Below are 26,892 nucleotides of genomic sequence, written 5' to 3' on the forward strand. Positions count from 1 at the left end.
CTCGTCAGGCTCATAACCTGAAGGTCGTAGGTTCAAATCCTACTCCCGCACCCAAAAAAGCCCCGCCAAACAGCGGGGCTTTTTGCTGTCATGCCCTCAGGCTGTGACCCTTAACAGCCCGGCAGGACAGAGGCTGCTCCAGCGTCACAATGTGCTAGCCACCAGACGTCGCGCGCGCCGATCTGGTACGCATACACGTTCCAGCTTCCGTTCAGCTTTACCCATATCGCGTCGATGCTGATGTTGTTCGACAGCTTTGAAGGGCTGTCGCGATAGGCGGGTGTCGTGTGAGGCCTTATAGGCGAGCCGTCAGGGTGTTGCGGCTCCAATTGCGCGAAGGCCCACTGGCCGTCTGACCGCAAGTTCCGAACCACGAAGACGGCGTGCGTTCCTAGATCCTGACGGGTTCTGAGCCGGATTACGTCCATCAGCTCGCGGCGTTCGCGACTTCCCGACGGAGGCGTATAGGCACGGGCACCGGATTTTTCGGACTGGCCTCCGCTCGCATAAACAGGAGTGCTCTGCGAGCGATGACCTTCGGCGGCGATAATGGGCGCGCGGGTGGTGCTGGCCATCGCGAGGGGGGGGCTTGGAAAATCCCCACCCTGCGCAGTAGGCGGACCATCACCGCAGGCCACCACGCCAGTTCCAGCAAACGTGCTAACAGCAAGCGCCATCAGAACGTGCCGAGTTTTCCGCAAGCGGCCGTGACCTGCCATGACAATCTCCGATTGAAGTTGGAGAAAGACTAGCGGCTGTTAAGCATGCCGATAACGCCATGGATATGGGGGCTTAGAGGGTTAACTGTCCCCGCTGGACCGCAGCGAAAACGGCTTCACTGCGCGAGTTCACGGCGAGCTTGCGATAGATGGCTTTGACGTGATCGCCGACGGTCAGGGGCGAGATGCCCAACTCGCGCGCGGCAGACTTATAGGAATGTCCCCGTGAGAACAGGGACAGCAACTCCGCCTCTCGCGGCGTCAGGCGCTCGGCAGCCGGGAGTTGTGATTTGGGAGCCTCGCTCGGAGCGGCGGGGACGCGCAGTTGCTGTAGTAAGAAAGTGGCCGCTGCGGCGCTGATGGGCGCACCGCCCGCTACGGTTACGCGAATGCCGTCCAGTATCGCTTCGGTCGTCGCATCCTTGAGCAGATAGCCATCGGCCCCCGCATTAAATGCAGAGAGCACTGTCTCCTTGTCGCCGAATGCGGTGATGACCAGCGAGAAGATACCGGCGGCCTTGATATCTGGAATGGCGTCCAACCCGCTCCCGTCGGGGAGGCCCAGATCGGTGAGCATCAAATCAGGCTTTTGGGCGATAACGGCAGGAAGCTCCGCCAGACAGGTGGCAATGCCACAAAGCTCCATATCCCCGGACTGCCCGACGATATGTTCGAAATGCTCGCGCACGGGCACGCTGTCTTCGAGAAGGCCGATGCGGAGCGTCTGCGGAGCTGACTGGGGGGAGGCGGCGGACATCAGGCGGCGACACTCTCGGATACAGTTAGGGGAATGCTCAGAACGATAGCGGTACCCTGCGTGGCATTGGTCCAGTCGATGGTCCCGCCGATGGTGGTGGCGCGGGTGCGCATATTACCCAGACCATGCCCGCCCTGCGGAGCGCTGGACGTCAGGTTGGCGGGCAAGCCCTTCCCGTTGTCGGCGATGCGGACAGTCAGATCGCCATTGGCATCCGTGCGGACCTGCACCGCTATGGTGTCGGCTCCCGAATGCTTGATGGCATTGGTTACGCCTTCCTGCATGATGCGGAAGATCTGAAGGACTACAGGAGGCGCCAAGTCGACCTCCGAGGCCAACTCGACGTTCCAGTCAAACATCAGGCCCGCGCCCTCGACACGCGGGCGTACGCGGCTCTCGAACACGTCCAGCATGGTTGTGAGTGTGCTGGCGGTCGCGTCGACGGAATCGATCATCAGACGGATTTCATCCATCGCCGTCTGCAGACCTTCGGCCATTCTGTCCTTGTCGATGGCTCCGCGTCGCACTTCGAGCAGCAGGCCGACCAACTGACCGCCCACGCCATCGTGCATGTCCCGCATCAGGCGGCGACGCTCTTCATTGCGCGCCTGCTGGTCGATCAGTTCGCGTTCGCGGATATAGGCCTGAGCCAGCTCGGCCTCGCGGCGCTTCAGATTGGTTTCCAGCATGTTGTTGAGCGTCAGCGCCGACTGGAACAGATGGAAGTTGCGCTGGAGGAAGGCGATGACGAAGGCCAGAATAAGTATGGCGGCGGAATCGACGAAATAACCGCCCGCCAGCAGCCCGAACTTGGCCCCCACTGCGTCCAGCGCGAGGCAGACTGCGCAGATCGCAAGAAGGCCCGCCTCGATATAACGATCCTCGGCCGTGGTCGCGAAATGCCACACCAGCCGCGCCACCGCGATGCATCCGGCGGCCAGAGCGAACCACGACCATGCCTTATCCATCAGGTCGAAGCCCATGGGCATGGGCACCTTATGCAGCGCGTAAACGGTTGCTGCCGTAAAGACGAGCCAACATGCAATCAGCGCGAACTGCAGCTTGATCAGGGGACGGCGTGTCCAGGAGTCGAGGAAGCAGATCAGGCTCACCGACACCAGTGAGGTGAGGGCGAAGAAGGCGACCATCCGGCCCAGCCCGCTCAGCGGAATGTCGAGGACCAATCCGTAGGCACAATAGGCCGTCCACGACCAGCACAGCACCAGCAGCCAAGAGGCGAAAAGCTTGTCCTGCGAGCGAAAGACGGTGATCAGCGCGAACAGGCCCAGCAGGAAGGTCAGGGCACCGCCCAGCATGCGGTAATCAATCACCTGCCAGAAGCGCATCGCCGTGGCTTCGCGCACCTGCTGATACTCGCCCATCATCGGCTCGACGAGGTCTGTATAGGGAAAGCCGTGGCGTACGGTGATGATGTTGATCTGGTTTTCGCCAGCCTTCAGCAGACCTGCTGGGACATGCAGAAGATAGGGGCGCTGGCCATCAAAGGTCTGGCGGGCGAATTCCATCCGGCCCTTTTTGTGAATGACCGAGCCGTTCAGGCGATAAATGAAGTTGTCGACCTGCTGGTAGGCCACCAGCCCCAGACCTTCGGGCGGAACGTCGGTCAGGTTGAACGTCATGCGAAGTGAGAGATAGGCCGGATCGCAGCAGTCGGTGTAGGGCAGGTTGATCTTGCTGTAGGTCGCCGCATCGGCGGCCGCCTCGGTCGGAGCCTTCAACTCTGCCAACTCGGCGCTGGAGAAGGCGATACGGTCGATGTTACGCGGGGAATTACGCGGCCCGATCGGGGCATAGAACAGGCCCCAAAAAACAGCCTGAATGACGACGATGGCCGCGATAATGCGTAAACCGCGCTGCCAGGTGGGCTTCGGATGCAAGGCGTCATTGGACCCGTCGCCCGCGGCGCGGTCGCTTCGTACTCGTAACATGCCCTATCCCCAGATAACGTTACTCACGAGGACAATATGGCAAAACGGCGCCTTGCCGCAACGCCTGTAAATATGGACACCCCCCATATCCGTGGTGCTGCACCGACGTGTTTGTTTTCAATACAACCTTATCAGGCATCCACCGGGCTGGACCGGGCGAGACGCTTGGACAGCGCATACCGCGCCCTGATGAGGACATTGGATATGAAAAAGACCTTCGTGCTGGCGGCTGCCGCCGTTGTTCTTATGGCCGCTCCGGCGATGGCGCAGACCGCACATCGCACCGCCACCTTTGGTGAAGTCAGCCTCAGCGCAGGCTTCACGCCCGATCCCTATCGCGTCAGCATGACCGCAGGCGGCAGCATCAACGGTGCCCGCCTTCCGGGTTCGTGCATGGGCAATATCTCCGACGCTCCGGATTTCGAAGTGACCTATGACGCCGGCGGCCTTCCGCTGGTCTTCCGCACCTTGTCGAGCGCTGACACGACCTTGATCATCAACGGTCCGGATGGCCGCTGGTATTGCGATGATGACAGCTATGGCGACGGCGATGCCATGGTCCGCTTCTCGCGTCCGCAAAGCGGCACCTATGACATCTGGGTCGGTGTGCTGGGCGACTCGACCGCCTCGGCCACGCTCGAAGTCACCGAGACTCCGTAAGCGGACGGACTGTCCAGAACGGGGCGTCCTGCTGTTGGTGGGACGCCCTTTGTTTTCCATGCAGGGGCTAGAAATCCATGTCTAACGACCAGATCAGCGTCACGACCTCGACGTCGTGGTTTTCACGTCTGGGCAGCGCCATCAAGGGCGTTCTGTTCGGCTTTGTGGTCATTCTGGCTGCCATCGTTCTGCTGTTCTGGAACGAGGGGCGGTCCATTGAATCCGTCCGCACCAATAAAGAGGGCGCAGGCGCTGTTATCAGCGTGGACGCCAATCGCGTGGACGCGGCCAATAACGGCAAGCTGGTGCATATTTCCGCGGCGGCCTCTGCCGAGGGGCATCGCCGTGACGATGTGACCGGCGTTGCAGCCGATGGTCTCGTGCTGTCGCGATCGGTGGAATATTTCCAGTGGGTTGAATCCAGCCAGTCCGACACCCGCACCAAGCTGGGCGGCGGGCAGGAAACGGTCACGACCTATTCCTACACAACCGAGTGGACGAACGCTCCGCAGGACAGCGCTCGCTTCAATCAACCGCAAGGGCACCAAAATCCCCCGGCGACGCTGAAAGACGGTACCTTTGCGGCGGATCAAGCCTCGATCGGAGCCTTTAAGGCCACGGCACCTGTGCTGAGCCAGCTGACGGCACAAACCAACTTCACGCCCAGTGCCGAACAGGTTCAGGCAGCGTCCTCGGCGCTGGGGCGTCCGGTTTCGGCGCAAGAGAATGTTCTGTTCGTGGGCCAGAACGCTGCCACGCCGCAGGTCGGTGACATGCGCATCACCTATCACCATCTGCCGCAGAACACAGTCCTGAGCGTCATCGGCGCCCAGACCGGCAATGAGATCACCCCGTTCATCGCCAAGACCGGCAGCCCCATTCTCATGGTCCGCACGGGTACAGCCTCGGCCACCGAGATGTTCCAGGCCGCCAAGGCAGCCAACCAGACGATGAGCTGGCTCCTGCGCGGCGTGGGCTTGGCCGCGATGATCGCCGGCTTTGGCATGCTGCTGGCTCCGCTGGGTGTGCTGGGCGATGTGGTGCCCTTCATCGGCAGCATTGTTCGCATGGGCACCGGCCTGATGGCGGGCGCTGTCGGACTGGCACTCAGCCTTGTCGTGATCGCCCTTGCGTGGCTGGCTTTCCGTCCTGTCGTCGCCATCATTCTGCTGGCGGTCGCGGGGGCTGCAGTGGCGGGCGTGCTGTGGATGCGCAAGCGCAAACCTGTGCCCGCGCCGGCTGTCTAAGCTCCTCCGGCCGACGCGTTTGCACGAAGGGTATCCGTTTTACCGGATACCCTTTTGCCGGTTACCCTTTGAATGTCGGCAGCAGGCCGCATTGCCTTGCATTACCCCGATGTCCTTGCCACTGATAAGGCGTTGATTTCAGGGGAGCGGGATACAATGGCACAGTTGAATGGCGGCGCGTTTGGCCGCCCGGTTTCGGCGTTTGCCGTCGGTATGGCATTGGCTGCGACCGCGCTGTCGAGCCCTGCAGTGGCGGATCAGGTCGCTGCCGTCGCTACCGCCCCGAACGACGCGGGCGCGCGACTGAAGACGCTCTATGAAGCCGACTGGGACTTCAACCAACGCGACAACGGCAGCGAGCCGGACGGCAAAGGCGGCTATAAGCGCGCAACCCGCCTGCCTTCGGTCGACCTGCCCAGCCAGCAGCGCCGCATCGAGCAGGCACAGCGCGTTCTGGCCGAACTGGACACCATCCCCCTGGAGCAGTTGTCGAACGAGGACCGTATCAACGCGGCGGTTCTGCGGACTAATCTGGAACACACACTGATCGACGGTCGCGCGAGTGAATGGGAAATGCCCTTCAACAGCGACAGCAATTTCTGGACCTATCTGGCGCGCGCAGGCGGGCTTCGCACCGTCGAGGACTTTGACCGCCACATTGCCCGCATGCGCGACATCCCGCGCTATTTTGACGAGCACAAGGTCAATATGCGGGCGGGCCTCGCCCGTGGTTTCAGCGTGCCGCGGGTGACCGCTGAGGGACGTGACAGCTCGATCAGCAGCTTCATCACCGATACGGCAGAGGCCAACGCCTTCTTCGATCCGTTCCGCACTATGCCCGCCACCATTCCGGCGGCCGATCAGGAGCGCATCCGCGCCGACGCCCGTGGTGCCATCATCGAGGAAGTCATTCCGGCCTATCGGCAACTTCTGAGCTTCTACAACGACGAATACATTCCCCGCACGCGCACGACCCTTGCGGCTTACGACATGCCGAACGGGCCGGCCTATTACGCAGAGCAAATCCGCAAATACACGACGACGGATCTAACCGCCGACCAGATCCACCAGATCGGCCTGTCCGAAGTGGCCCGCATCACCGCTGAAATGCACGAGGTGATGAAACAGGCGAACTTCAACGGCACCCTGCAGGAGTTCATCACCTTCCTGCGCACCGATCCCCAGTTCGTGGCCAAGACGCCGGATGAACTGCTGATGACCTCGGCATGGGTGGCCAAGCGTGTGGATGCCAAGCTGTCCGAGAATTTCGGCCTTCTGCCGCGCCGTCCCTACACCATCATTCCTGTGCCGGAAGCCTTGGCACCCTTCTATACGGCGGGCCGCGGCGGTCTGGGCTCATGTCAGATGAATACCTACGACCTGCCCAGTCGCCCGCTGTACAACATCCCCGCCCTGACCCTTCACGAATGTGCGCCGGGCCACAGCATGCAGGCTGCATTGTCCGCCGAGCAGCAGGGTATTCCGGCCTTCCGTCGCAGCACCTATTTCTCGGGCTATGGCGAAGGCTGGGGCCTTTATACCGAGTGGCTGGGTGTCGAGATGGGCATCTATCGCACGCCGTACGAGAACTTTGGCCGCCTGTCCTACGAGATGTGGCGCGCGGCGCGTCTGGTGATCGATACGGGCGTCCACGCCAAGGGCTGGACCCGCCAGCAGGCCATCGACTACCTCGCCAGCCATACCGCCCTGTCACAGCATGAAGTGGCGACCGAGGTGGACCGCTACATCTCGTGGCCGGGTCAGGCGCTGGCCTATAAGCTCGGCGAGATCACAATCCGCCGCCTGCGGGCCGAGGCCGAGGCCGCGCTGGGCCAAAAGTTCGACAAGCGCACCTTCCACGACCGCATTCTGGCGATGGGGGCGGTGCCGCTGACCACGCTGGAAGAACAGATGCGGGCCTATATCGCTGAAGAACAGGCCAAATAAGCCAAAGGCCCGATCCGCCGGATCGGGCCTTTTCTTCATCGGGTGCTGACCCGCGCCGTGACCGACAGACCGGGGCGAAGGCGCTGGGCCAGCGGCTGGTCGGGATCAATGCTGATCTTGACCGGCACGCGCTGGGCCACCTTGGTGAAGTTGCCGGTCGCATTGTCGGGACGGATGACCGCAAACTCAGAGCCGGTGGCGGGGGAAATCAGCTCGACATGCCCTTTAAGCGTCGCGCCGCCCAGAGCATCGACCGCCATTTCGACCGGCTGGCCGACGCGGATATCGCGCATCTGGTTTTCCTTGAAATTGGCGACGATCCAGAGACGGTCGGGGACCAGCGCCATCAACTGGCTGCCGGTCTGGACCTGCTGGCCCTGACGCACGGTGATCTCGCCCAGACGCCCTGCGCGGGGGGCGACAATACGGGTGTTGGCCAGATCGATCTCGGCCAGATGCACCTGCGCCAGCGCATTCTCGACAGCGGCTTCCAGCGTGCCACGGCTGACCACGGCAGAGGTCACGCCCGTCTCGGCGATCCCCTCGGCAGCGCGGGCGGCGGCCAGTTGCGCCTCGACAGCCTGCAAGGCGGTGCGTGTTACATCGACCTGAGCCTGCGCCACCCATCCACCCTCGAACAGGCGGCGAGCGCGGTCGTGATCGGCGCGAGCCTTGGCGACATTGGCCTGTGCGCTGGCGATGGAGGCGCGGGTCTGGGCGACGCTGCCCTTGGCAGAATCCTGCGACTGGGCCGAGTTGGCCAGTTGCGCCTGTGCGGCATGCAGGTTGGCCTTGGCCTGTTCCAGCTTCTGCACATAGATGCGGTCATCGATGGTCAGCAGCAGGTCGCCTTCCTTTACGGACTGGAAGTCCTGCGCCAGCACCTGAGTGACGGCACCCGAGACCTGAGGCGCGATGGTCGTCACCTGACCACGCACATAGGCATTGTCCGTGTGCTGGACGCTCGTGTTGAACGGCGGCAGGGCCCATGCCTTCATGATCAGCGCAATACCAACTAGCGCCAGCGCGGCCATGACCACGCCGAACAGGATACGTTTGCGCGGCGGCGGGGCCGCAGACGCAGGCGCAGCGGGGGCGGGCGCAGCGGGCGGCGGTGGAGCCGGTTGGGGCGGTGCGGCCGGTGGTGTTTGCGGGGTCTGACCGTTTTCGGGGGGCGTATCAGTCATGGGGGTCTCGGTTTCGCGATCAGGACTTGGCAGGCGGCGCGGGCGGAGCCTTTGGCCGTGTGCGGATGTGGTGGACGGTCGTCCAGACGCAGCCGATGGCGGCGATGACGGCGACCGTGAAGAAGGCGTCGTTGTAGGCGAGGATGCTGGCCTGCTGGTTGATCTGCTGTTGCAGCAGGGCATAGCCTTCGGAGGCGCGGATGGCGGGATCGCCGATCACCTGCCCATAGGCCGCCGATAACTGTTTCAGGCGCAGGTCGATGTTCGGATTGCCGGCGATCATGGCCTCGGCCAGATGCACCTGATGAAAGCGCATCCGCGCCGCCTGCAGCGTCAGCACAAAGGACTGGCCCGCTAGGCCGGCGATATTATTGGCCAGCGCGAACAGCACGATAAAGCTGATCAGATTGTGGGTGCCCTTCTGGAACACCTGCACAATGCCCGAGATCATGGCCGGCCCCAGAAACATGCCGGACGCAAAGGCCAGCAGGGTCTGGCTGAAATAGAGCTGCGCCGGATAGGACTGGGCCGTCAGCCGGGAGTCCATAAACGCGCCCACGGCCATAAGGCCTAGCGACAGGGCGATGGGCTTGTTCAGCTTGGCAGGGTTGATGGTCAGGGCGCTGAACACCACGCCTGCTGCGGTCGCAGCCAGAATGACAACGAACAACTGGTGCATCGAATCCAGCCCGATGCCCAGTTGCTGCATGGCACCGGTAATGCCGGCCGACTGCTCGGCCATAACGATGCGAACCAGAAGCACCGACAGGAACAGCCGGATCAGCGCCCCGCCACTGAGGAAGTGCAGATTAATCAGCGGACGGGCGCGATTGTATTCGATGGTCAGGGCCGCGGCCAAAAGTACAATCGAGCCGATCAGCGCCCAGCCCACCCACGCCGTATCGAACCACCAGACACTGCGCCCGATGGCCAGAACCGCGCACAACAGCGCAATCCCCGGCGCGAACAGCGCAAAGGTCAGGAAGTCCAGCTTCTCATAGACCTTGAGCCGCTCGGACGGGGGAGTGCGCAGCGAAAACACGGCCACCAGCGACAGGATAGCCAGCCCCAGCTCCATGGTGTGGAAGCCGTGCCATTCGGAAATATCCAGCAGGCGCGAGGTAAAGACACGCGTGAACGGGATACCCAGACTGGTCAGGCCCATGCCCAGAACCAGCCCCTTCAGGCGGTGCTTTTGCGGGAAAGCCTGCACCAGATAAAGGATTCCCAGCGACGACATGGCCGCCGACACCATGCCCGCCACGCCGCGCAGGATCAGCGTGGTCTGGTAATCGGCATAGAAGAGGTTGATCGCGCTGATGGCGACAAAGGCGATCAGGAAGATTTCCGCGAACAGCCGCAAGCCATACTGCATGCGGAACTTCACCAGCAGCAGGTTCATACAGGCGTTGGTCATCACAAACGCGACCGGCAGCCATGAGGCTTCCATCAGCGAGACGCCGAGACCACCAGCCAGCAGCTGGGTGTTGGCCATGACCATGGCCGAGCCGAGGCTGCCGGTGACCGCCACCAGCACCCCGACCACCAGATAGGCGATGCGATAGGGCAGGGTGTGATCGGGCGTCGCCGGCGAGCCGGGCATGACCGGACGCTCGTGCTCTTTCAGCGTCTTGAGGTACTCGTGCCAGGGCAGGTCCCAGGTGTGGCGGCTCATGGTCGCGGCCTCACTGCATCGAACGTCAACTGGCGCGCGCGGTCCGCCAGAAGGTTTCTCTCCTCCGGCGTTGCATTGTGAAGGCCCGCCACCAGCATGGACAACAGGATGCGAACGTCCGTTGCTGTCAGGTCGTTCCGTACAGTGCCTGCCGACTGCGAGCAGTGCAGCGGCAGCGTGGCGGCCCGCACCATAGCGGCCCTGAGCGGTGCGAGCAGTTCCGGCGAGGGCGCGGCCCTCACCACATCACCCAACGCCGAGTTGCGGATCAAAAGGGCCTGAAGCTGGGTCAGGAAATCGAAAAAGGCATCGGGTCCAGAACAATCCGCAAAGGTATCGACCAACTGTTCGATCTCGTCGATCAGAACCGCCAAAGCGATTTCAGTGCGGCCGGGAAAGTTCCGGTAAAGGGTGGCGCGTCCCACGCCGGCACGGATGGCAATGCGGTCCAGCGGCGCATCGATGCCTTCATCTCTGAAGACCTCGCGTGCGGCGACCAGCAGCTGTGCGCGGCGATTTGCGGCATCTTGACGCAGGGGGCGTTCCATGGCGCTTAAGTGGACACGCGTGTCCACTTAGTCAAGGCGCGACGTTTTTGCCCTGTGCAAATCCTGCCAGCCAGATGGCCCCCCAGCCTGCGGCCAACAAACAAAGGATAATCGCCTGCGGGGCAATCTCGACAAGACTGGCCCCCATGGCGTTCATGCGCACAAAGCCTTGGACCGCCGCTGTCGATGGGAAGAGATAGGCCAGTGCCACGAGCAGCTTGGGCATCATGAAGTGCGGCCACGCCGCCCCCCCAAGGAAGAAGAGCAGCGCCGAACTTCCGACCCAAACCTGCACCACACGCTCGCGGCGGTTGAACAAGGTGCCGAAGCACAGGCCGATAGCCGAACTGGCCGCGGCAAACACAGGTGACAGGGCAATCACGCCCCACAGGTCACCCGCGCGGGGATAGTCCTGTATCCAGAACACGAAGCCGAAATAGAACAGGCTGCTGAGCGTGCCGATGGTAATCAGCGCCAGCCACAGCCCCAGCCGCCCCCCAAAGCCAAGAGGCGGTGCCAGCGTTTCGCGGCGCAAAGCCGCGATCACGCCCGCGCCCATCAACAAGGTCTGTTGCAGGATGACCATGACCACGGCGGGCACGGCATAGTCGCCATAGCCTTGCGTCAGGTTGAACAGGGATTCCTGCCGGATGGACGGTGCCAGCTCGGCGACGCGGGCCAGCTCGGGCGTGCCTTCCAGCTGGCTCTCCAGCGTCGCGGCGGCAGCCGCGGCTGCGGCCTTGCCGACCGAGGCCACGCGCACCAGATAGCCGCCGTTCAGCCACACCGCGATGCCGTCCGGCACGCCCTGAACCACACTGCGTCCCAGATGGTCGGGCAGGATGACAACGCCATCGACCACGCCGTCCTTCATCAGCCGCTCGGCCTCCAGCGATGATCCGGTGACGGTGGCGACATCCGCCCCTTCGCTGGCGCGCAGGTGGCTGACCAGATTGCGTACAAGGCGCGAGTCCGAGGTGCTGACAATGGCGACGGGCAGGCCCTTGGCCACCTGTCCCGAATAGGCGGCCGGATAGTAGAAGGCGTACAGCACCACCGCCAGCAGCAGCAGGCTGCTGACAGGGCGGGCCTTGGGCAGGTTGGCAAAGGTGGCAGCAAAGGCACCCCATACCGATTGGCGCGGCAGGGGAAAGCCCACGGCATGGGGCTGTGCGGGGCGGCGCGAGCGAAACTTCATAGCGGCCCAAGCGCCGATCAGCGCTAGTAAGGCAATCCCCCACAACAGACCCAGATCGGGCAGGGCGGACTGTGCGGGCGAACCCGTCACCCATTGTCCCGTCTGAAGGCGCACGTAATGGGTAAAGGGCAGGATCTGGCTCCAGACCTGCGCGAACTTCGGGCCGTGATCCAGTGGCAGGGTGGCGTTGGAAAAGGCAATCGCCGCGCCCGAATAGACCGCCGTGACCGACAGTGACAGATCAAGGTCGGCCAGCGCCGCGACCAACACAGCCGACAGTGCCACTGTCACCGCAACCATCCCTGCCAAACCTAGCACCAGCACCGGCATCGATCCGGCGACCTCCCAGCCGCGATAGCCCGCCAGCCAGACAATCCACGCCAGTCCCCACAGCGTAAAGATCACCCAGTGCGGCAACAGTCGCGCCATAAGCGCTGCCGACAACTGCCCGCCACTGCTGCGGCCCGTCAGATAGAAACTGCGACGGAACAACAGCCGCCCGACCGCCATCAGCGACGAACAGGCCGCCAGAAGATGCAGCATCCCCATGCCCAGAAGCGCCCCGAGGAACAGCTCGAAACTGAGTTGCGGATTGCCGATGATAGACACCTGCACGGCGGGCGGCGATAGCTGGGTCGCGGGCAGGCCCATCTGCCGTGCGCGTTCTTCCACCAAGGGTGCCGCTGCCATGCCGACCGCCGCGGACTGCTGCATCGCGCCCATCGATCCGATGGTTTGGAAGGCCCCGTTGAAATAGACGGTGACGGTGCGCGGATCGTGCAGCAGTCCGCGCGTCAGGCCGGGTGGAAAATGGGTGACGGCATAGATTTTTCCTTGCCGCATCAATCCCATGGTCTCGTCCAGCGTGGCGGGCTGATAGGCCAGATCGAGCGCGGGGCTGGCGACCATTTCGCGCACGGCGGCGCGGCTAAAAGTCGACTGATCCTGATCGACCACGGCCACGGGGATATCTCTCGCCACCCCGGGTCCCAGCATGGCGGCCAGCGCCACCAGAACAATCAGCGGCAGGGCAAAGGCGACCGCCGCATCCCATCGGCGGGTCAGCAGGCGGCGCACCTCGGCCCGCAGGTGGGTGCCGAAAACCTGCGCCCAGCCTGCCCGACGCGGCGTCACCGCGCCGACCAGTTGAACAGGACGCTCATCCCCGGACGCAGTCGCTCGATGGGGCGTGCGGGCTTGGCCTTCACCTCGAAGCTGCGCACGTCATAACCGCGCGACTGACGGGTCGAACGGGCCGTGGCATAGGCCCCCTGCGGGCTGATGGCCGTGACGTTGAAGGCCACGTTTTCCATACCCAGCGCCGGAATATCGCCGTGGATGATCGAGCCGATCTTCAGGTCGGAATACTGGTCCTCACGCACCGTCAATGTGACCCACGGATTGGCCGTGTCGACGATGGTGAAGACCGGAACACCCGTCAGCACCAATTCGCCGACATTGGCGAACCGCTCGGCGATCTCACCTGCATGCGGGGCGACCAGTCGCGTTTCCGCCTGAAGGCTCTCAGTTTCGGCAATGGCGGCCTGCGCGCCCGCCACCTGAGCATCGGCGACGGCCTTTTCCTGCGGACGAGTTCCGGCGCGGGCCTTCAGATATTGCTGACGCGAGGCCTCGGCGTGAGCTGCAGTGGCGCGGCGGGCGGCGACCGCCTCGTCGCGGCGCTGGGCGCTGATGACGCCCTCGGCATAGAGGTTCTCGGCACGGCGGGCGGTCTGGTCGGCCAGTTGTGCGGCGGATACCGCAGCCTGCCAGATGGAATAGACGGTGTTGACGTCCTCGCCGCGTGCGCCCTCGACGCTGAGCGACTGGATAGCCTCGGCCGATTTCAGCAGGGCTCTCGCCTGCATGTCTTTGGCCTCGACCTCGGGGCTGGACATAACAGCCAGCTCGGTTCCGGCGCTGACCTGCTGGCCTTCTTCGGCGAGGAACTGCTCGACGCGGCTCGGCACCTTGGTGGAGACGACAAAGGTCTCGGCCTCGACCATGCCCTGTATCTGCACCGGCGCGGGCTTGGCCGCGAGGAACAGGCCGACGATGATGAAGCCCACGACGAGCAGAGCCAAAAGCGCAATCAGCAGCGCCTTGACCGGCGGTTTCTTCTTCGGACGCGCCTTGGGGGCCGGAGCAGTTTCGGGCGGCATGATCTCGGTCATTGAGCGTCGATCCGGTCAGGGCGTTGGAGATAGTCGGCAAAGGTGCCGGTCTGGCCGCTGGTCGCCAGCAGGGCCGCCAGACTGAGCTGGTATTCATAGGCGGTCAGCGCGCGCTGAAGCTGGGCGGTCGCCAGCATATTGCGGGCATCGATGACCATGGCGGCGGTGGTCTCGCCCTCACGGAAGCCGATTTCCTGAACCCGAAGGTTCTCGGTCGCGGCGCGCAGGCTGGAGTCCATCGACAGGAACTGGCGGCGGGCCAGTTCGGTTTGGTTATAGGCGCGGGTGACCAGAAGGCGGCTGTCTTCGCGGGCCTGACGCTCGATCACGGCCGCGGCGGAGGCTTGTGCGCGGGCGGCCCCGACCATTTCGCGCCGGTTGATCGACGACAACAGGGTGTAGCGCATGCCGATGCCAAAGGCCCAATCCGGCTCGGTCGCCAGCGCGTCGTCGGGGTTCATATTGTAGGTGCCAAAGGCATAGACCTTGGGCTTGAACTGCGAGGCGGCCAGATCGGCACCCGCCTCGGCCAGATTACGGCCTGCGCTGGCTTGCGCGATGCGGGCGTTGGAGGCGCGCGCCGGATCGGTGAACAGATGAAGCCCGCCCACGCTCTCGCGGTTGACGAACAGGGGCGTGGCCGGATCGACCCTGCCGCTGGCCTCCATCAACCGGTCGAGGGCAGCGATGGCGTTTTGGTATTCCACCTCGGCGCGGTTGACCTGACGCTGCGCCGTGTCGCGGGCGACCTCGACCTGAAGCACTTGCGCGCGGGCCAGCACACCTTCGCGCTCCATGCGCTGTGCGTTCTCAAGATGGAGGTTGAAGCCGTCGCGCGTCTCGATGGCGACCTCCAGCGCCTCCGCAGCCAGCACCTGTCCGAAATAGACACGCACCAGATTGACGCTTTCCAGCTCCGCCGCCTCGGTACGGCGCGCCTCGGCCAGATCGAGATTGGCCGCTGCCGCGCGTTGCAGGGCAGGGACCGCTCCGCCCGTATAGATGGGCTGGATCGCCGTTACCGTGGGGCGGAACGACGTCTCGTCCAGTTGCAGGCGAATGTCCTGCGGCAGGGCGGTGAAGATTTCCGGCAGGACCTGTTGCAGCCTCTGCTCAATCAGACCGGCCAGATCCGGCGCGACCCCGATGGTGTCCACCAGTCCGGGGATGGCTGCGCCCAGATCCTGTTGTGCGCGGTCCAGACCATCGGCCAGCGGGATATCGAATGTCTTGCGATAGCGGATCAGCATGGCATCCAGCGACACGGTCGGGCGCATCAGGCCGTTGGCGACATTGGCATGCGCCTGCGCCGCCTGCTGGTTGTGGTCGGCGGCGCGGGACAGGTTCGACGTCTCGCGCAGTCGCGCCTCGGCCTGTTCGAACGTCAGGGCGCGGGCGGTGGAGGCCTTCGGCGTTACGCTCTCGATGGTTTGCGCCATAGCAACGGGCGCTGTCAGCACCGTTGCTGCCAGCAAGCCCGCACCAAAAGCCTTTAGTCGTCCAGCCATCGCCTGTCCCCGCTTACTGCCCGGATCAACGACCTTCAGGCTATCAACGTTGCATATAGTAATGTCAATAAGGGCGACTAGGCCGAGCGCCGGATCGGGCGGCTGCGGTCGGGAGACAGACGGTGATACGGCACCCGCACGACCCGCTCGCCGGTAAGGTAGGCAGTCGGTGCCTGTTGGAACAAGCCCCCATAGGCCCGGTCATGCACATTCAGCCCGCCCGTATAGGCTCCGAACGATGGCATGATCAGACGCGAGCCGTCACCGATAAAACAGCGCCGCCGCACCGATCCCGCAGGGCCGCGCACGACGGCGCAGGGGTGAAGGTGGCCGCAAACTTCGCCTATAGCCTCGCCAGTCAGCGGTTCGTGTCGCAGGACAAGTTGACCCAACCGCACCTCGTCGGCGCTGCGCCCGCCGAAGGCCGCGCCGCCGTCGGGGTCGTGGTTGCCACTGATCCACACCAGATCGAAATCGCGGGCCAGACCCATGATCGTCTCACGCTCGGCCACAGGAATACGGCTGATCGCGCCCATGTCGTGCAGGCTGTCACCCAGAAAGACGAGGCATCGCGGCTGGACCGCAACCAGTTCGGCCATCAGCCGGTTCAGCGTTTCGCGCGTGTCATAAGGCGGAAGAAGCTGACCCCTGGCCGCATAGGCCGAGCCCTTTTCAAAGTGCAGGTCCGACACCACCAGCGTTTGGTGCTGCGGCAGCCACAGCGTCCCCGCCGCACGCAGCACGCACGGTTCACCGGCCACGCTAATCTGCATCAGCTCATGGCCTCATCAATCAGGGCGGCGTCTTCCAGCATCATATCGGCAGCAGAGGTTCCGGGGGCGCGCTCCTTGCCGATCTCCATCAGCATGGGAACGGCAAAGGGCGAGACTTTCGGCAGATTATAGACCCTGATCCGGCCTTGAATACGCGACAATAGTTCACCCAGACGCGCCACATCCAACAGACCCCGCGCCGCATCCTCGCGCGCACAGCGCAGCAGCAGATGGTCGGGATCATGACGACGAAGCGTGTCGTAAATCAGGTCCGCCGAGAAGGTGACCTGACGCCCCGTCTTCTCATGGCCGGGCATGCGGCGCTCGATCAGGCCTGCAATCTGGGCGCATTCCTTGAACGACTTCTTCATCATGAAGCTTTCGTCCAGCCAGCTTTCCAGATCGTCGCCCAGCATGTCCTGCTCGAACAGGGCGTCGAAATCGAGGTCCGCCATAGACCGCATCGACCAGATACACAGCGAAAAGTCGTTGGCCACAAAGCCAATCGGCCCCACGCCCGCGCGGTCCAGTCGGCGTGTCAGCAGCATGGCCAGCGTCGTGTGAGCCAGTACGCCCTCGAACGGATAGACGATCATGAAATGCCGTTTGCCGCGCTGGAAGGTCTCGATCAGCAGGTCATCCATCTGCGGAATACCGGAATGCTCGTCCTGAGCGTTCAACCATTCCTGCACATCGACCGGAAGGCGTCGCCACGTATCGCGGTCAGCCATCAGGCGGCGCACGCGGTGAGCTAGGTGCGACGAGATCGGAATGCGCGACCCGCCCCAACTGGGCACCATCGGATCATCGTCGCTGGTGGGCGAGACGATGGCGTTGTTGCCCTCGACCCCTTCGAACCGCCAGACCTCGCCGGCAAAGACAAAGCTGTCGCCAATGGTCATTTGCTCGAAGAGCGTCTCTTCGGCCTCGCCAACCTTTCGGCCCGTACCGCGGCGGCCCTTCATGCGCACGGTCAGCGTTTGAGCCGCGACAATCGCCCCGACATTCATGCGATGGCGGGCGATGATCTCTTTCGTCCGCGCCTTCCACAAGCCGTCGCGCCCACGCACGATGCGGCGGTATTTGTCATAGGATTTCAGCGCATAGCCGCCGGTCGAGACGAAATCGACGACCTGCTCCCAGTCCTCCCACGTCAGGTCGCGGTAGGGGGCGGCGGTTCGCACCTCGTCGTAAAGTTCTTCCAGATCGAACGGCTCGGAACAGGCCACGCCCATGACGTGCTGGGCCAGCACATCCTTGGCCCCGTTGCGGATCGGCTCGCCGTCGTGGGCGGCCTCCATCACAGCTTCCACAGCGGCCTGACATTCCAGCATCTCGAAGCGGCTGGCGGGGACCAGCACCGCGCGCGACGGCTCGTCCAGACGGTGGTTCGCCCGCCCGATCCGCTGCACCAGACGCGATGATCCCTTGGGTGCGGCCAATTGGATCACCAGATCGACGCTTCCCCAGTCGATGCCCAGATCCAGCGTCGAGGTACAGACCACGGCCTTCAAACGCCCTTGCGTCATCATCGCCTCGACCTTGCGGCGTTGCTCGGCAGACAGGCTGCCGTGGTGCAGGGCAATTGGGAGATTGTCGTCGTTCAGCCGCCACAGCTCCTGAAACGCATATTCCGCCTGCCAGCGCGTATTGACGAACACCAGCGCGGTCTGGGCGGTTTTGATGGTGTCATAGACCTCCTGCATGGCGTGTTGAGCCGTATGACCCGCCCACGGCACGCGGTTTTCGCTGAGCAGCACATCCAGTTCCGGCGGTGCGCCCGACTGGCCGAAAACAATGTCGTCGCCCTTGTCTGACAACCAGCCCCTAATGGCAGCCGGATCATTCACCGTCGCCGAAAGGCCGACACTGCGCATCTTCGGCGCAAAGGCCCGCAACCGCGCCAGCCCCAGCGACAACAGGTCCCCGCGCTTTGACCCGTGGATGGCGTGGATCTCGTCGATCACCACACAGCGCAGGTCCTTGAAGTATTCCCGCGACCCCTCCCACGCGCAGAACAGGGCCAACTGCTCGGGCGTGGTCAAAAGGATGTCGGGCGGAGCCAGCCTTTGCCGCGCGCGCTTGGCCTGATTGGTGTCGCCCGTGCGGCTCTCGATGGTGATATTCAGCCCCATCTCGCGCACCGGCGTCAGCAGGTTACGCTCCACATCCACCGCCAGCGCCTTCAGCGGCGAGATATAAAGGGTGTGCACCGACGTCAGATCACCGGCCACTTTGCGCCGCTGCGACAGCTCGATCAGGCTGGGCAAGAACCCCGCCAGCGTTTTGCCCCCACCCGTCGGTGCCACCAGCAAGGCATCCTCACCCGCCAACCCCTTTTCCACCATGGCGGTTTGGTGCGGACGCACAGACCAGCCCCGACGGGCGAACCAGTCGGAGAAAGGGCCGGGCAGTACTATTTCAGATAACTGAGACACGATGCTAATTGACAGGGCGTGAGGGTTTGTATGCACTCATGTATAACGCAGGCTAGGACCAAACGTCGCTTCCAATGACGCCTCAGTCTTTGGCATGGGGTTTTTGAGGTTATACGGGCGAGAACTAGGTTGAGGGCATTAAAGATAGCAATGGCATTCATGGCTGTAGTGGCCATAATTGCGATGTTTGTTACTGGTGATCATGTAGTTGTAATTAACGGCACTATTGTCCCCGTTGGTTGGCTTGTTTCTTTTGTATCCATGTTTCTGGTTTTTGTTTTAGACTTGGCTCGAATCTCATTGGGTCGTCGTTCTGAAAGAGATTGATAGTGTTAACTCGGCTGTTAGCCAGTTAGCGGCTACCCCTCGCTGGTGGCCAACATCCCCTCCAGCACCCCCAATTCATCGGCTTCCCCCGCAGGCTTGTCCCACCGTATGCGGTTGATCCTCGGGAAGCGCATGGCGATGCCGGACTTGTGACGCGTTGACCGCTGCAGACCTTCAAACGCCACCTCGACGACCAAGCCGAAGTCGCGCGTGGCCTTGACCGCACGGACGGGGCCGAAGCGGTCGGTGGTGTTGTCGCGCACGAACTTGTCGAGCTGTTTCAGCTCCTCGTCGGTGAAGCCGAAATAGGCCTTGCCGACCGGGGTGAGGGCGTAGTCGCCCGCCTCGTCCTTGGTCCAGACGCCAAAGGTGAAGTCGGAGTAGAAGCTGGAGCGTTTGCCGTGCCCGCGCTGGGCGTACATCAGGACGGCATCGACCAGCATGGGATCGCGTTTCCACTTGAACCACGGCCCCTTGGGTCGCCCCGCCTCATAGACGCTGTCGCGGCGTTTCAGCATGAAGCCCTCGGCCAGCCGCGCATCGCCCTCGGGCGGATTGGCGCGAAGCTCGGCAAGCTGATCCCAGCTTTCGATATCGACCAGAGGCGAGATGTCGATGCGCGGTGAGGCGATGGCGGCGATGAAGGCTTCCAGCCGTTCGCGTCGCTCGGAAAAGTGCAGGGCGCGGGTGTCTTCATCCCCGTCGGCCAGCAGGTCATAGGCCCGGATACCTGCCGGATAGGCCGCCATGCGTTTGGCATCGACGCTCTTACGGTTCAGCCTCAGCTGCAGGTCCGAGAAACTGCCCATCACGCGATCGCGGATGACGATCAATTCGCCGTCCAGAACACCTTCGAAATCCATCGCCTCGATCACATCGGGAAAGGCGTGGCCGATATCCTCGCCCGTGCGGGAATAGAGGCGCTTGATGCCGCCCTCGCTCACCGCCTGAACGCGGATGCCGTCCCATTTCCATTCGGCCACGAAGTCGGCGGGGTTCAGGCGCGGCATCTCCGTCGCCTCGTCGATCGGATGGGCCAGCATGACGGGGCGGAACCGGCCATGTGCCTCGACTTGCGGCCGCTCCCCCTTGCCGTCCAGCCATGCCAGAAGATCGAGATAGGGCGGCTCCTGTCCGTGCCAGACCTCTTGAATCTCGGCCACGTCCACGCCGCCGTAATCCGCAGCCGCCTGCCACGCCAACCGCGCCGATACGCCAACGCGCAAACTGCCCGTCACCAGTTTCAGCAGCGCCCAGCGCCCCTCAGAGTCCAGCGCATCCAGCCAGTTTTCGAGCAAGCCCGGCACCTCACCGCGCTTGGCGGTATTCAGGGCCTCGATCACCTCGGAGACTTCCGGCTCGCGGTTGGCACCATGCCGCGTGGGCCAGATCAGCGCCACCGTCTCGGCAAGGTCACCGACGTAGTCATAGGACAGACGGAACAGCTCCGCATCGACTCGCTCCTCCACCACCTTGCGGATGGTGTTGGACTTGGCCTCCTTGAACGAAAGGCCGCCCGTCAGCGCCGCCAGTGCCCAGCCGCGATCAGGGTCCGGCACCGCCCGCAGATGGTCCGCGATCAGCCGCAGCTTGGCATTCCTCGACGCCGTCAGTGAGAGCCTATCCAGCAGTTCGGCAAAGGCCCTCATGCGGTGGCCTCTTCTACTGGCTCGTCGTCCTCGTCCTCATAGCCGACGAGGTGCAGCGCCCGCGCCGTCATGCCGTTGATCTCGGCCCACCGCGACAGGGCATCGTCGCGCCCGTGGGTAATCCAGACCTCAGTGGGGGAAAGCTCGGTCAGGGTGTCGGTCAGCTCGTCCCAATCGGCGTGGTCCGACAGGATGATGGGCAACTCCACACCCCTCTGCCGCGCCCGCGCCCGCACGCTCATCCAGCCACTGGCAAAGGCCGCGACCGGATCGGGAAAACGACGGCTCCAGCGGTCGGCGATGGCGGACGGCGGGGCGATGATGATCTTTCCGGCGAAGTCGGCCTTAACCCCCGCCACCGTCTTCCACGGGCCGAGATCGACGCCGAAACTCTCGTAAAGGCGGTTCAGCTTTTCCAGTGCGCCGTGGACGTAGATCGTCTCGTCATAGCCCGCCTCGCGCAGCAGCTTCATCACCCGCTGCGCCTTGCCCAGAGCATAGGCTCCGACCAGATGCGCCCGCTCGGGAAACTGCTGGAGCGAGTGCAGCAGCTTGCCGATCTCGTGGCAGTCGGGCGGATGCCGGAAGACGGGCAGGCCAAAGGTCGCTTCTGTGATGAACACATCGCTCGGGACTGGCTCAAAGCCCGCACAGGTCGGGTCGCGGCGGCGCTTGTAATCGCCCGAGGCGGTTATGGTGATGCCGCCGTGCCGGATGGCCGCCTGCGCCGATCCCAGAACATGGCCCGCCGGATGCAGCGATACCTCGACCCCGTCCACGCTCACCCGCTCGCCATACTCAAGGCTCTGGGTCGATCCGGCAAAGTCCGCGCCATAGCGCACTGCCATGATCGCCAGCGTCTCGGGGGTAGCCAGAACATGGCCGTGGCCCCATCGCGCATGGTCGGCATGACCGTGGGTGATGACGGCGCGGTCCACTGGACGCGGCGGATCGATAAAGAACTGCCCTTCGGGGCACCACAGCCCCTGCGGTGTGGGATGCAGCACAGCGGCGAACCGTTTGGCGTCAGGGCTGATCGAGGTCATGCAAAGCCTAACGCCGCGCTTGCCCGCGCGGTTGCCGAAACGAAAAAGGGCGGCCCCGTGAGAGAGCCGCCCTTGATTGTCAGCACCCTATAAGGATGCCGCGCGGTACCGTGTGGCAATGATCGACCCACCACACATCGGTTGCACCGATGCTGTGGTGCAGGACCTGCCAGCGGCCATTCACCTTGCGATAAATGGCCTCGGTGTGCAGGCCATCGAACGGCCAGTCCGGCTCCTCGCGGTACAGAGGGGTGTTTGCAGGGTTGATCCTGCGACCCCCCGGCCACTGAGGCTCGACCTCGGCAAAGGCCCATTGCCCGTTGGAGCGCAGGGTCTTGACCACAAACTCCGCCCGACCGCCCAGTTCGCCCTCCACCTGCCCGCGCAAGGCGTCCATCAGCGCGGTCCGCTCGGGCGAGCCCGAGGGCGGAGTATAGATGCCGTCTTGACCCTCAGACTTGACGGGGGTGGCTGCCATGTCGACCGATGCCGAAGCCGTGGCGGAAACGGCTTCGGGCGAGGGGGATTGACCGGTGTCGATGGCAGCCTCGACCGAAAGGGCGCTAGGCCCCGCCGGTGCGTCCTGCGACGGGCGCGTCCGATCACAGGCCGACAGCGCCAGCACGCAACCCACAATCACAACGCGCCGCATCATCTTAGCCCGCCGCCTGTTCGGCTGCGTAGTGCTTGGCCAGTTGGATGCACTGACCGACGCCCTCGATCTCTTCCGCCGTCGGTTGGCTGTTGGCGTTGAACTTGGGACCGGCGTCCATGATAGCGCGGGCCTGATCGATCCTCAGCGTGTTCAGCGGCTCTGACGTCAACAGCTTGGTGCGGCTGAAATCTTCCACGCTGGCCAGTTCGGCCGCCATTTCAGGGCTCCAGATTTTCGGCCAGGCCTTGGCGGTGCGCAGCGGCTCGACGCAGCTAAGACGCGCCTGACCCAGTTCCATGGGCGAGAGTGCGGCGATGAAAGCGGCCCCATCCGGCGACAGTTGGAAGTCCCCTGCTTCCGCAGCCGCAGACGTAGCCGCGGGGGCTTCGGCGGTAGCTACCGGTGCATCGGTCTCGGTCGTAGCCCGAGCCGGAGCCTCTTCGGCCTTGGAACAGGCGCAGGCGAGCAGCGCCGCGCTCAGGATGGCGAAGGTGCGGGCGGTCTTCATGCCTGTTTGCCCTTGGTCGGGGCTTCGGCGGTAACCAGCGCCAGGCACTCGCGGGTCTGTTCGACGTATTCCGGCGGGGTCAGTTCACCGCTGCTCGGCAGCGGCAGGCCCGAATGCTGGGCGGTGTTGATGGTGCTCGAGTCCGCGCCGGTTTCACGGGCGTCACGGATCAGGGTGAAGAAGTCGAGCTTGGGCGCATCCTTGACCTTGGCGGTCAGTTCCGCATCGAACGCGGCGTCATGCGCGCGCTTGGCGGTGCTGATGGCCTGATCGCATTTCAGCAAACGCAGCGCATAGTCTTGCGGCGACAGCGAAGCCTTGATGCGTTCGGCGACCTGCGCAGGAGTTTCTTCTGCCGGTTGCGCCGGTGCTGCGGCACCGGTTTCGGCGGAGTTGCAGGCGGCCAGAGAAACGGCGGCGGCGATGGCCAAAAGGCCCGTTTTGAGTTGCATGGGGTCAGCCCTCCCAAAATGACAAAAGAGCCGAGCGCGGCCCGTCGTCATCCTCGGATAATCAACGCCCCGAGCCTAGCGCCATAGATATGGGGGAGGCGGCTACAGCAGGCGCTTGCCTGCATCCGGCGACAAGCGGAAGAACACCGGAAGGCACAGGGCCGCCCCTACCGCGAGGGCAAAATAGCCCGACAGACCCACACAGGCTTCGGGCGCGCCGGCGACGGTCGTAACCGCCATGGCCCCGGCAGCCAGAGCGACGCCCAGCGCATGGGAAAGCTGTTGGGCGATGCTGCTCAACACGCTGGCCGATCCGGCGGACTGCGGGGGCAGATCGGCATAGCAGAGCGTGCCAAAGGTAGTGATCTGGAGCGAGCGCACGAAGCTGCCTGCGACCAGCACGGCAGCAATCAATGCCAAAGGCCACCGCCAGTCGGCAAAGGCAGGTACAACGAACAGCACCACCGAAGCCGCGCCCGCCCATAGCAGCGTGCCGCGATAACCGCCTCTGGAAATCAGGCGCGCGGTAAAGGGCTTCACCAGCAGGGCTCCGGCCCCTGATGCGGTAATCAGAAGGCCCGCCTGCCACGCGCCCAGTTCCAGTCCCGACTGGAAATGATAGGCCAGCACAAAGGGGGTTCCGCCCACCAGCAGACGGAACAGCATGCCGCCGCTGAAACAGCGACGGAAGGTAGGGTCTTTGAGGACGCGGAAGTCGATAAGCGGCCTTGGCGAACCCAGATTCTTGCGCACAAAGCCGATGCCCAGGCCAATCGCGGCGAGGATAAATAGTACCGGTACCAGTAGTGGCGGGCCGTCATCGCGCAATGTCCCAAGACCTGCGACCGCACAAGCCATGGCCAGCACACCCATAATCATGGCGACCCAGTCCAACCGGCCACAGTCCTCGCGGCGCGCATCGGGCGCGATAACGGCAACAATGCCCAGACTGGCGATGGCAAAGGGCACGCCGACGAGGAAGATCATGCGCCAGCCGTCATAGGCCGCCAGCAAACCGCCCACTGCCGGTCCAAGTGTCTGGCCTGCCATAGCGGGAGCCGTCAGGGCGGTGATAATCCCCAGCAGAGCTTGCGGCGGTGCCGTTCGTACAGCCAGCATCCGCGCCACCGGCATCAAGGTGGCCGCTGCCGCCCCCTGCAAAAACCGCGAGACCGTCAGCCAGATCAGATCGGGTGCCATGGCACTGGCGAGCCCCGCCAGAACGAACACTCCGATAGCGATCAGTAGCACTTTACGAGCACCGAACCGGTCGGCAGCCCAGCCAATGACCGGCAGGCTAGCCCCGCAGCCGATGAAATAGGCCGCAAGCAGGATGTGGGGAGCCAGTTCCGGTGCCTGAAACGTCTCGGCAATGCGTGGCAGGGCCGGAACGATTGCGGTCGAATCCAGCCCTTGCATGAACAGGGCACCGCCAAGGGCGAACTGAAGCCGTCGCTGCTGGGGAGAGACCAAAGGGGTTGCCGGATCACCGCGAAAAACAGATACAAGCTGTAAGTCGGTTCGATGGGCGCTGTCGTCGTTGCCGGAAATCTATCTGACAGGCGATAGCTTACGTAAGCTGCACTTGTCGGGCATTCGCGTCCTACGCGACCAGTATCCTAGCGTGTTGCACAGTATCAATCTCGACCCGCTCGGCGTGTCTGCGTGGCAGATTGCCGACACTCGGACGAGCGAAACGAGGAGTAGCGGGATTGGCACCGCGACTATCCATGGCGACGATCGACGGGGTTCCTGTCACGGATACGGCTGCCCCCGGCACATCGGGACTGCTCCTGAAACGCAGACTGCGGCGCAAGCCTGCGTTGCTGGCTCCGGGTGCCTTTGACGCGCTTTCGGCATTGATGATCGAGCAGGCCGGTTTCGAGGCCATGTTCATTTCCGGCAGCGGTATCAGCTATACGCAGCTTGCCCGCCCCGACATCGGCCTGATCTCGCTGGACCAGTTGTGCCAGGTCACGCGCCGCGTTCGCGACCGACTGGAAACGCCGCTGATCGTGGATGCCGACAACGGTTTCGGCGACGCCATCAATGTCGAACACACCGTGCGCGCCTTGGAAAGGGCAGGGGCCTCGGCGGTGCTGATCGACGATCAGGCGTTTCCCAAACGCGCAGGGGCGCTGACGGGTAAGACCTTTGTCACGCCAGCCACCATGGCCGAAAAAGTCCGCGCTGCCGTCAACGCACGACGCGAGGCCAATACTTTGGTGATCGCGCGAACCGACGCCCTTCCGCACGAAGGGATCGAAGCTTCTCTGGCGCGTGCGCATCTGTATGTCGAGGCCGGTGCCGACGCCCTGTTTATCGACCAGCCGCAATCGCTTGAGGACTATCAACGGATTGCCGCCGAGTTTCCCGACACACCTCTGGTCGCCAATATGATCGAGGGGGGATCGTCTCCGGCCCTGAGTGCCAGCGAACTGACGGAACTGGGGTTTGGTCTGGTGATCGCCTCGGGATCATTGGTGCGCGGGTTTGCGGCCATGGCCGAGCGGTTGCTGGCCGTGCTGAAGCGTGATGGCTCGACGGCGGCACTGTCGGACCAGTTGCTGACCTTCGGTGCGCTGAACGAGCGGCTGGGGCTGTCGCAGATTGCCGATCAGGGGCGACGGTTCGATCCGGCGTTCCGGTTGGAGACGCTGATGAGCACTCACGACGACAAGGAGGGCGGCCAATGATCGCGCCCGCCCATATCCAGAGCTTGGAGACTCGGCTCCAGTCCAGAGTGTCCGCGCCTAACACCATGATCTCCGCGGCGGGCGTGTTCGATCACTTCGGGGCTCGCATGGCTCTTGAGGCGGGATACGACGCGCTGCTGGTTGGCGGCGCGGCTCTGGCGCTGTCGCGCTATGGCCGCCCTGTGGCGCAGTTGCTGTCGCCCGAGGCGATAACCGAAGCCCTTTATGTGGTGCGCGATGCGGGTGACATGCCACTCATCGCCGATGCTGCGGACGGGTTCGGCAATGCCCTGCACGTCGCCGCAACGGTTCGGGCCTTCGAGTTCGCCGGAGCATCGGTGGTGCAGATATCGGACCGGCCGCTGCGCCGCCGCGACCGCTCCGAAGGTCCGCGTTTTGCGGTGGCCGAAATGATCGGCAAGCTGAAGGCGGCGCTCGATGCGCGCCGTTACTGCCTGATCGCTGCGGTTGTAGAAATCGAGCCGGATGACAGCCGCGCATCGGTGGTCGACCGAACGGCTGCCTACATCGAGGCTGGTGCCGATCTGATCATCATGAGGTCCGAGGACAAGCCGTTGAACTTGTCTGCAATGGGAGACAGCTCGTTTTTGCCGGCCCCTATCGGATTTGAGTGGGGACAAAGGTTGAAGCCGTCGCCAGAGGCCGATCTTCTGGCCAAATGGTACAACCTGTCTCTGTATCCCTTCTTATTTCCTCAGCTTTTGCACGGCGCGCGCGATGACCTTCGCGCCTCGCGCACGATGTATTGATCGCAAAAC

General features: G+C 63.6%; 22 protein-coding genes. 5 read left to right on the forward strand and 17 right to left on the reverse strand.

Annotation, left to right across the window (positions count from 1 at the left end; all coding sequences use genetic code 11):
• Positions 1–110 precede the first annotated feature (110 nt).
• The 3 genes from LOX95_RS06305 to LOX95_RS06315 form a co-directional block, all read right to left on the reverse strand.
• Positions 111–575, reverse strand: coding sequence for a hypothetical protein (locus LOX95_RS06305; RefSeq protein ID WP_242913623.1), 465 nt, complete (start codon positions 573–575; stop codon positions 111–113).
• A gap of 217 nt (positions 576–792) precedes the next feature.
• Positions 793–1,476 carry a response regulator gene (locus tag LOX95_RS06310; protein WP_242913624.1) on the reverse strand — a complete coding sequence of 228 codons (684 nt, stop codon included), beginning with the start codon at positions 1,474–1,476 and terminating at the stop codon, positions 793–795.
• Positions 1,476–3,425, reverse strand: a complete 1,950-nt coding sequence (locus LOX95_RS06315; protein ID WP_242913625.1) for a sensor histidine kinase — start codon at positions 3,423–3,425, stop codon at positions 1,476–1,478. Before LOX95_RS06315 ends, LOX95_RS06310 begins: the two co-directional genes overlap by 1 nt.
• Before the next feature lie 204 nt (positions 3,426–3,629).
• Between LOX95_RS06315 and LOX95_RS06320 the strand changes: the two genes are divergently transcribed.
• From LOX95_RS06320 to LOX95_RS06330, 3 genes are all read left to right on the forward strand, one after another.
• Positions 3,630–4,085, forward strand: coding sequence for a peptidase S1 (locus LOX95_RS06320; RefSeq protein WP_242913626.1), 456 nt, complete (start codon positions 3,630–3,632; stop codon positions 4,083–4,085).
• A gap of 77 nt (positions 4,086–4,162) precedes the next feature.
• Complete coding sequence (locus LOX95_RS06325; RefSeq protein WP_242913627.1) at positions 4,163–5,332, forward strand: TMEM43 family protein; 1,170 nt, start codon at positions 4,163–4,165, stop codon at positions 5,330–5,332.
• 156 nt (positions 5,333–5,488) lie between these two features.
• Entirely contained in the window at positions 5,489–7,279 is a 1,791-nt protein-coding gene (locus LOX95_RS06330) for a DUF885 domain-containing protein (RefSeq protein ID WP_242913628.1), read from the forward strand.
• 35 nt (positions 7,280–7,314) lie between these two features.
• On the opposite strand, the gene LOX95_RS06335 is transcribed toward LOX95_RS06330, so the two are convergent.
• The 14 genes from LOX95_RS06335 to LOX95_RS06400 all read right to left on the reverse strand — a co-directional run bounded on the left by LOX95_RS06335 (position 7,315) and on the right by LOX95_RS06400 (position 24,890).
• Entirely contained in the window at positions 7,315–8,466 is a 1,152-nt protein-coding gene (locus LOX95_RS06335; protein ID WP_242913629.1) for an HlyD family secretion protein, read from the reverse strand.
• Between the two features lie 19 nt (positions 8,467–8,485).
• Positions 8,486–10,141, reverse strand: a complete 1,656-nt coding sequence (locus LOX95_RS06340) for an MFS transporter (RefSeq protein WP_242913630.1) — start codon at positions 10,139–10,141, stop codon at positions 8,486–8,488.
• Positions 10,138–10,689, reverse strand: coding sequence for a TetR/AcrR family transcriptional regulator (locus LOX95_RS06345; RefSeq protein ID WP_242913631.1), 552 nt, complete (start codon positions 10,687–10,689; stop codon positions 10,138–10,140). The genes LOX95_RS06340 and LOX95_RS06345 overlap by 4 nt, the downstream gene beginning before the upstream one ends.
• Before the next feature lie 31 nt (positions 10,690–10,720).
• The gene (locus LOX95_RS06350) at positions 10,721–13,021 is read right to left on the reverse strand and encodes an ABC transporter permease (protein WP_242913632.1); all 2,301 of its coding nucleotides are present in this window, start codon (positions 13,019–13,021) and stop codon (positions 10,721–10,723) included.
• Positions 13,018–14,061, reverse strand: a complete 1,044-nt coding sequence (locus tag LOX95_RS06355; RefSeq protein WP_242913633.1) for an HlyD family secretion protein — start codon at positions 14,059–14,061, stop codon at positions 13,018–13,020. The genes LOX95_RS06350 and LOX95_RS06355 overlap by 4 nt, the downstream gene beginning before the upstream one ends.
• Entirely contained in the window at positions 14,058–15,569 is a 1,512-nt protein-coding gene (locus LOX95_RS06360) for a TolC family protein (protein WP_242913634.1), read from the reverse strand. Before LOX95_RS06360 ends, LOX95_RS06355 begins: the two co-directional genes overlap by 4 nt.
• A gap of 77 nt (positions 15,570–15,646) precedes the next feature.
• Positions 15,647–16,342: a ligase-associated DNA damage response endonuclease PdeM gene (gene pdeM / locus LOX95_RS06365; RefSeq protein ID WP_242913635.1), complete on the reverse strand. Its 696-nt coding sequence runs from the start codon at positions 16,340–16,342 to the stop codon at positions 15,647–15,649.
• On the reverse strand, positions 16,342–18,780 hold the full coding sequence (locus LOX95_RS06370) for a ligase-associated DNA damage response DEXH box helicase (RefSeq protein WP_242913636.1): 2,439 nt from the start codon (positions 18,778–18,780) through the stop codon (positions 16,342–16,344). Before LOX95_RS06370 ends, pdeM begins: the two co-directional genes overlap by 1 nt.
• Before the next feature lie 359 nt (positions 18,781–19,139).
• A complete protein-coding gene (locus tag LOX95_RS06375) occupies positions 19,140–20,756 on the reverse strand; it encodes a cisplatin damage response ATP-dependent DNA ligase (protein WP_242913637.1) in 1,617 nt (538 codons plus the stop codon).
• Positions 20,753–21,802 carry a ligase-associated DNA damage response exonuclease gene (locus LOX95_RS06380; RefSeq protein ID WP_242913638.1) on the reverse strand — a complete coding sequence of 350 codons (1,050 nt, stop codon included), beginning with the start codon at positions 21,800–21,802 and terminating at the stop codon, positions 20,753–20,755. The genes LOX95_RS06375 and LOX95_RS06380 overlap by 4 nt, the downstream gene beginning before the upstream one ends.
• 79 nt (positions 21,803–21,881) lie before the next feature.
• Positions 21,882–22,457: a hypothetical protein gene (locus LOX95_RS06385; RefSeq protein WP_242913639.1), complete on the reverse strand. Its 576-nt coding sequence runs from the start codon at positions 22,455–22,457 to the stop codon at positions 21,882–21,884.
• 1 nt (position 22,458) lies between these two features.
• Positions 22,459–22,965 carry a hypothetical protein gene (locus LOX95_RS06390; RefSeq protein ID WP_242913640.1) on the reverse strand — a complete coding sequence of 169 codons (507 nt, stop codon included), beginning with the start codon at positions 22,963–22,965 and terminating at the stop codon, positions 22,459–22,461.
• Complete coding sequence (locus LOX95_RS06395; RefSeq protein ID WP_242913641.1) at positions 22,962–23,417, reverse strand: hypothetical protein; 456 nt, start codon at positions 23,415–23,417, stop codon at positions 22,962–22,964. Before LOX95_RS06395 ends, LOX95_RS06390 begins: the two co-directional genes overlap by 4 nt.
• Positions 23,418–23,519: 102 nt before the next feature.
• Entirely contained in the window at positions 23,520–24,890 is a 1,371-nt protein-coding gene (locus LOX95_RS06400) for an MFS transporter (RefSeq protein ID WP_242913642.1), read from the reverse strand.
• Positions 24,891–25,129: 239 nt separating this feature from the next.
• On the opposite strand from LOX95_RS06400, the gene LOX95_RS06405 reads away from it, so the two are divergent.
• On the forward strand, positions 25,130–26,113 hold the full coding sequence (locus tag LOX95_RS06405) for an isocitrate lyase/PEP mutase family protein (RefSeq protein WP_242913643.1): 984 nt from the start codon (positions 25,130–25,132) through the stop codon (positions 26,111–26,113).
• A complete protein-coding gene (locus tag LOX95_RS06410) occupies positions 26,110–26,883 on the forward strand; it encodes an isocitrate lyase/phosphoenolpyruvate mutase family protein (protein WP_242913644.1) in 774 nt (257 codons plus the stop codon). Before LOX95_RS06405 ends, LOX95_RS06410 begins: the two co-directional genes overlap by 4 nt.
• Positions 26,884–26,892 lie beyond the last annotated feature (9 nt).

The organism is Brevundimonas pishanensis (assembly GCF_022750635.1).
GTDB classification, from domain to species: Bacteria; Pseudomonadota; Alphaproteobacteria; order Caulobacterales; family Caulobacteraceae; genus Brevundimonas; species Brevundimonas pishanensis.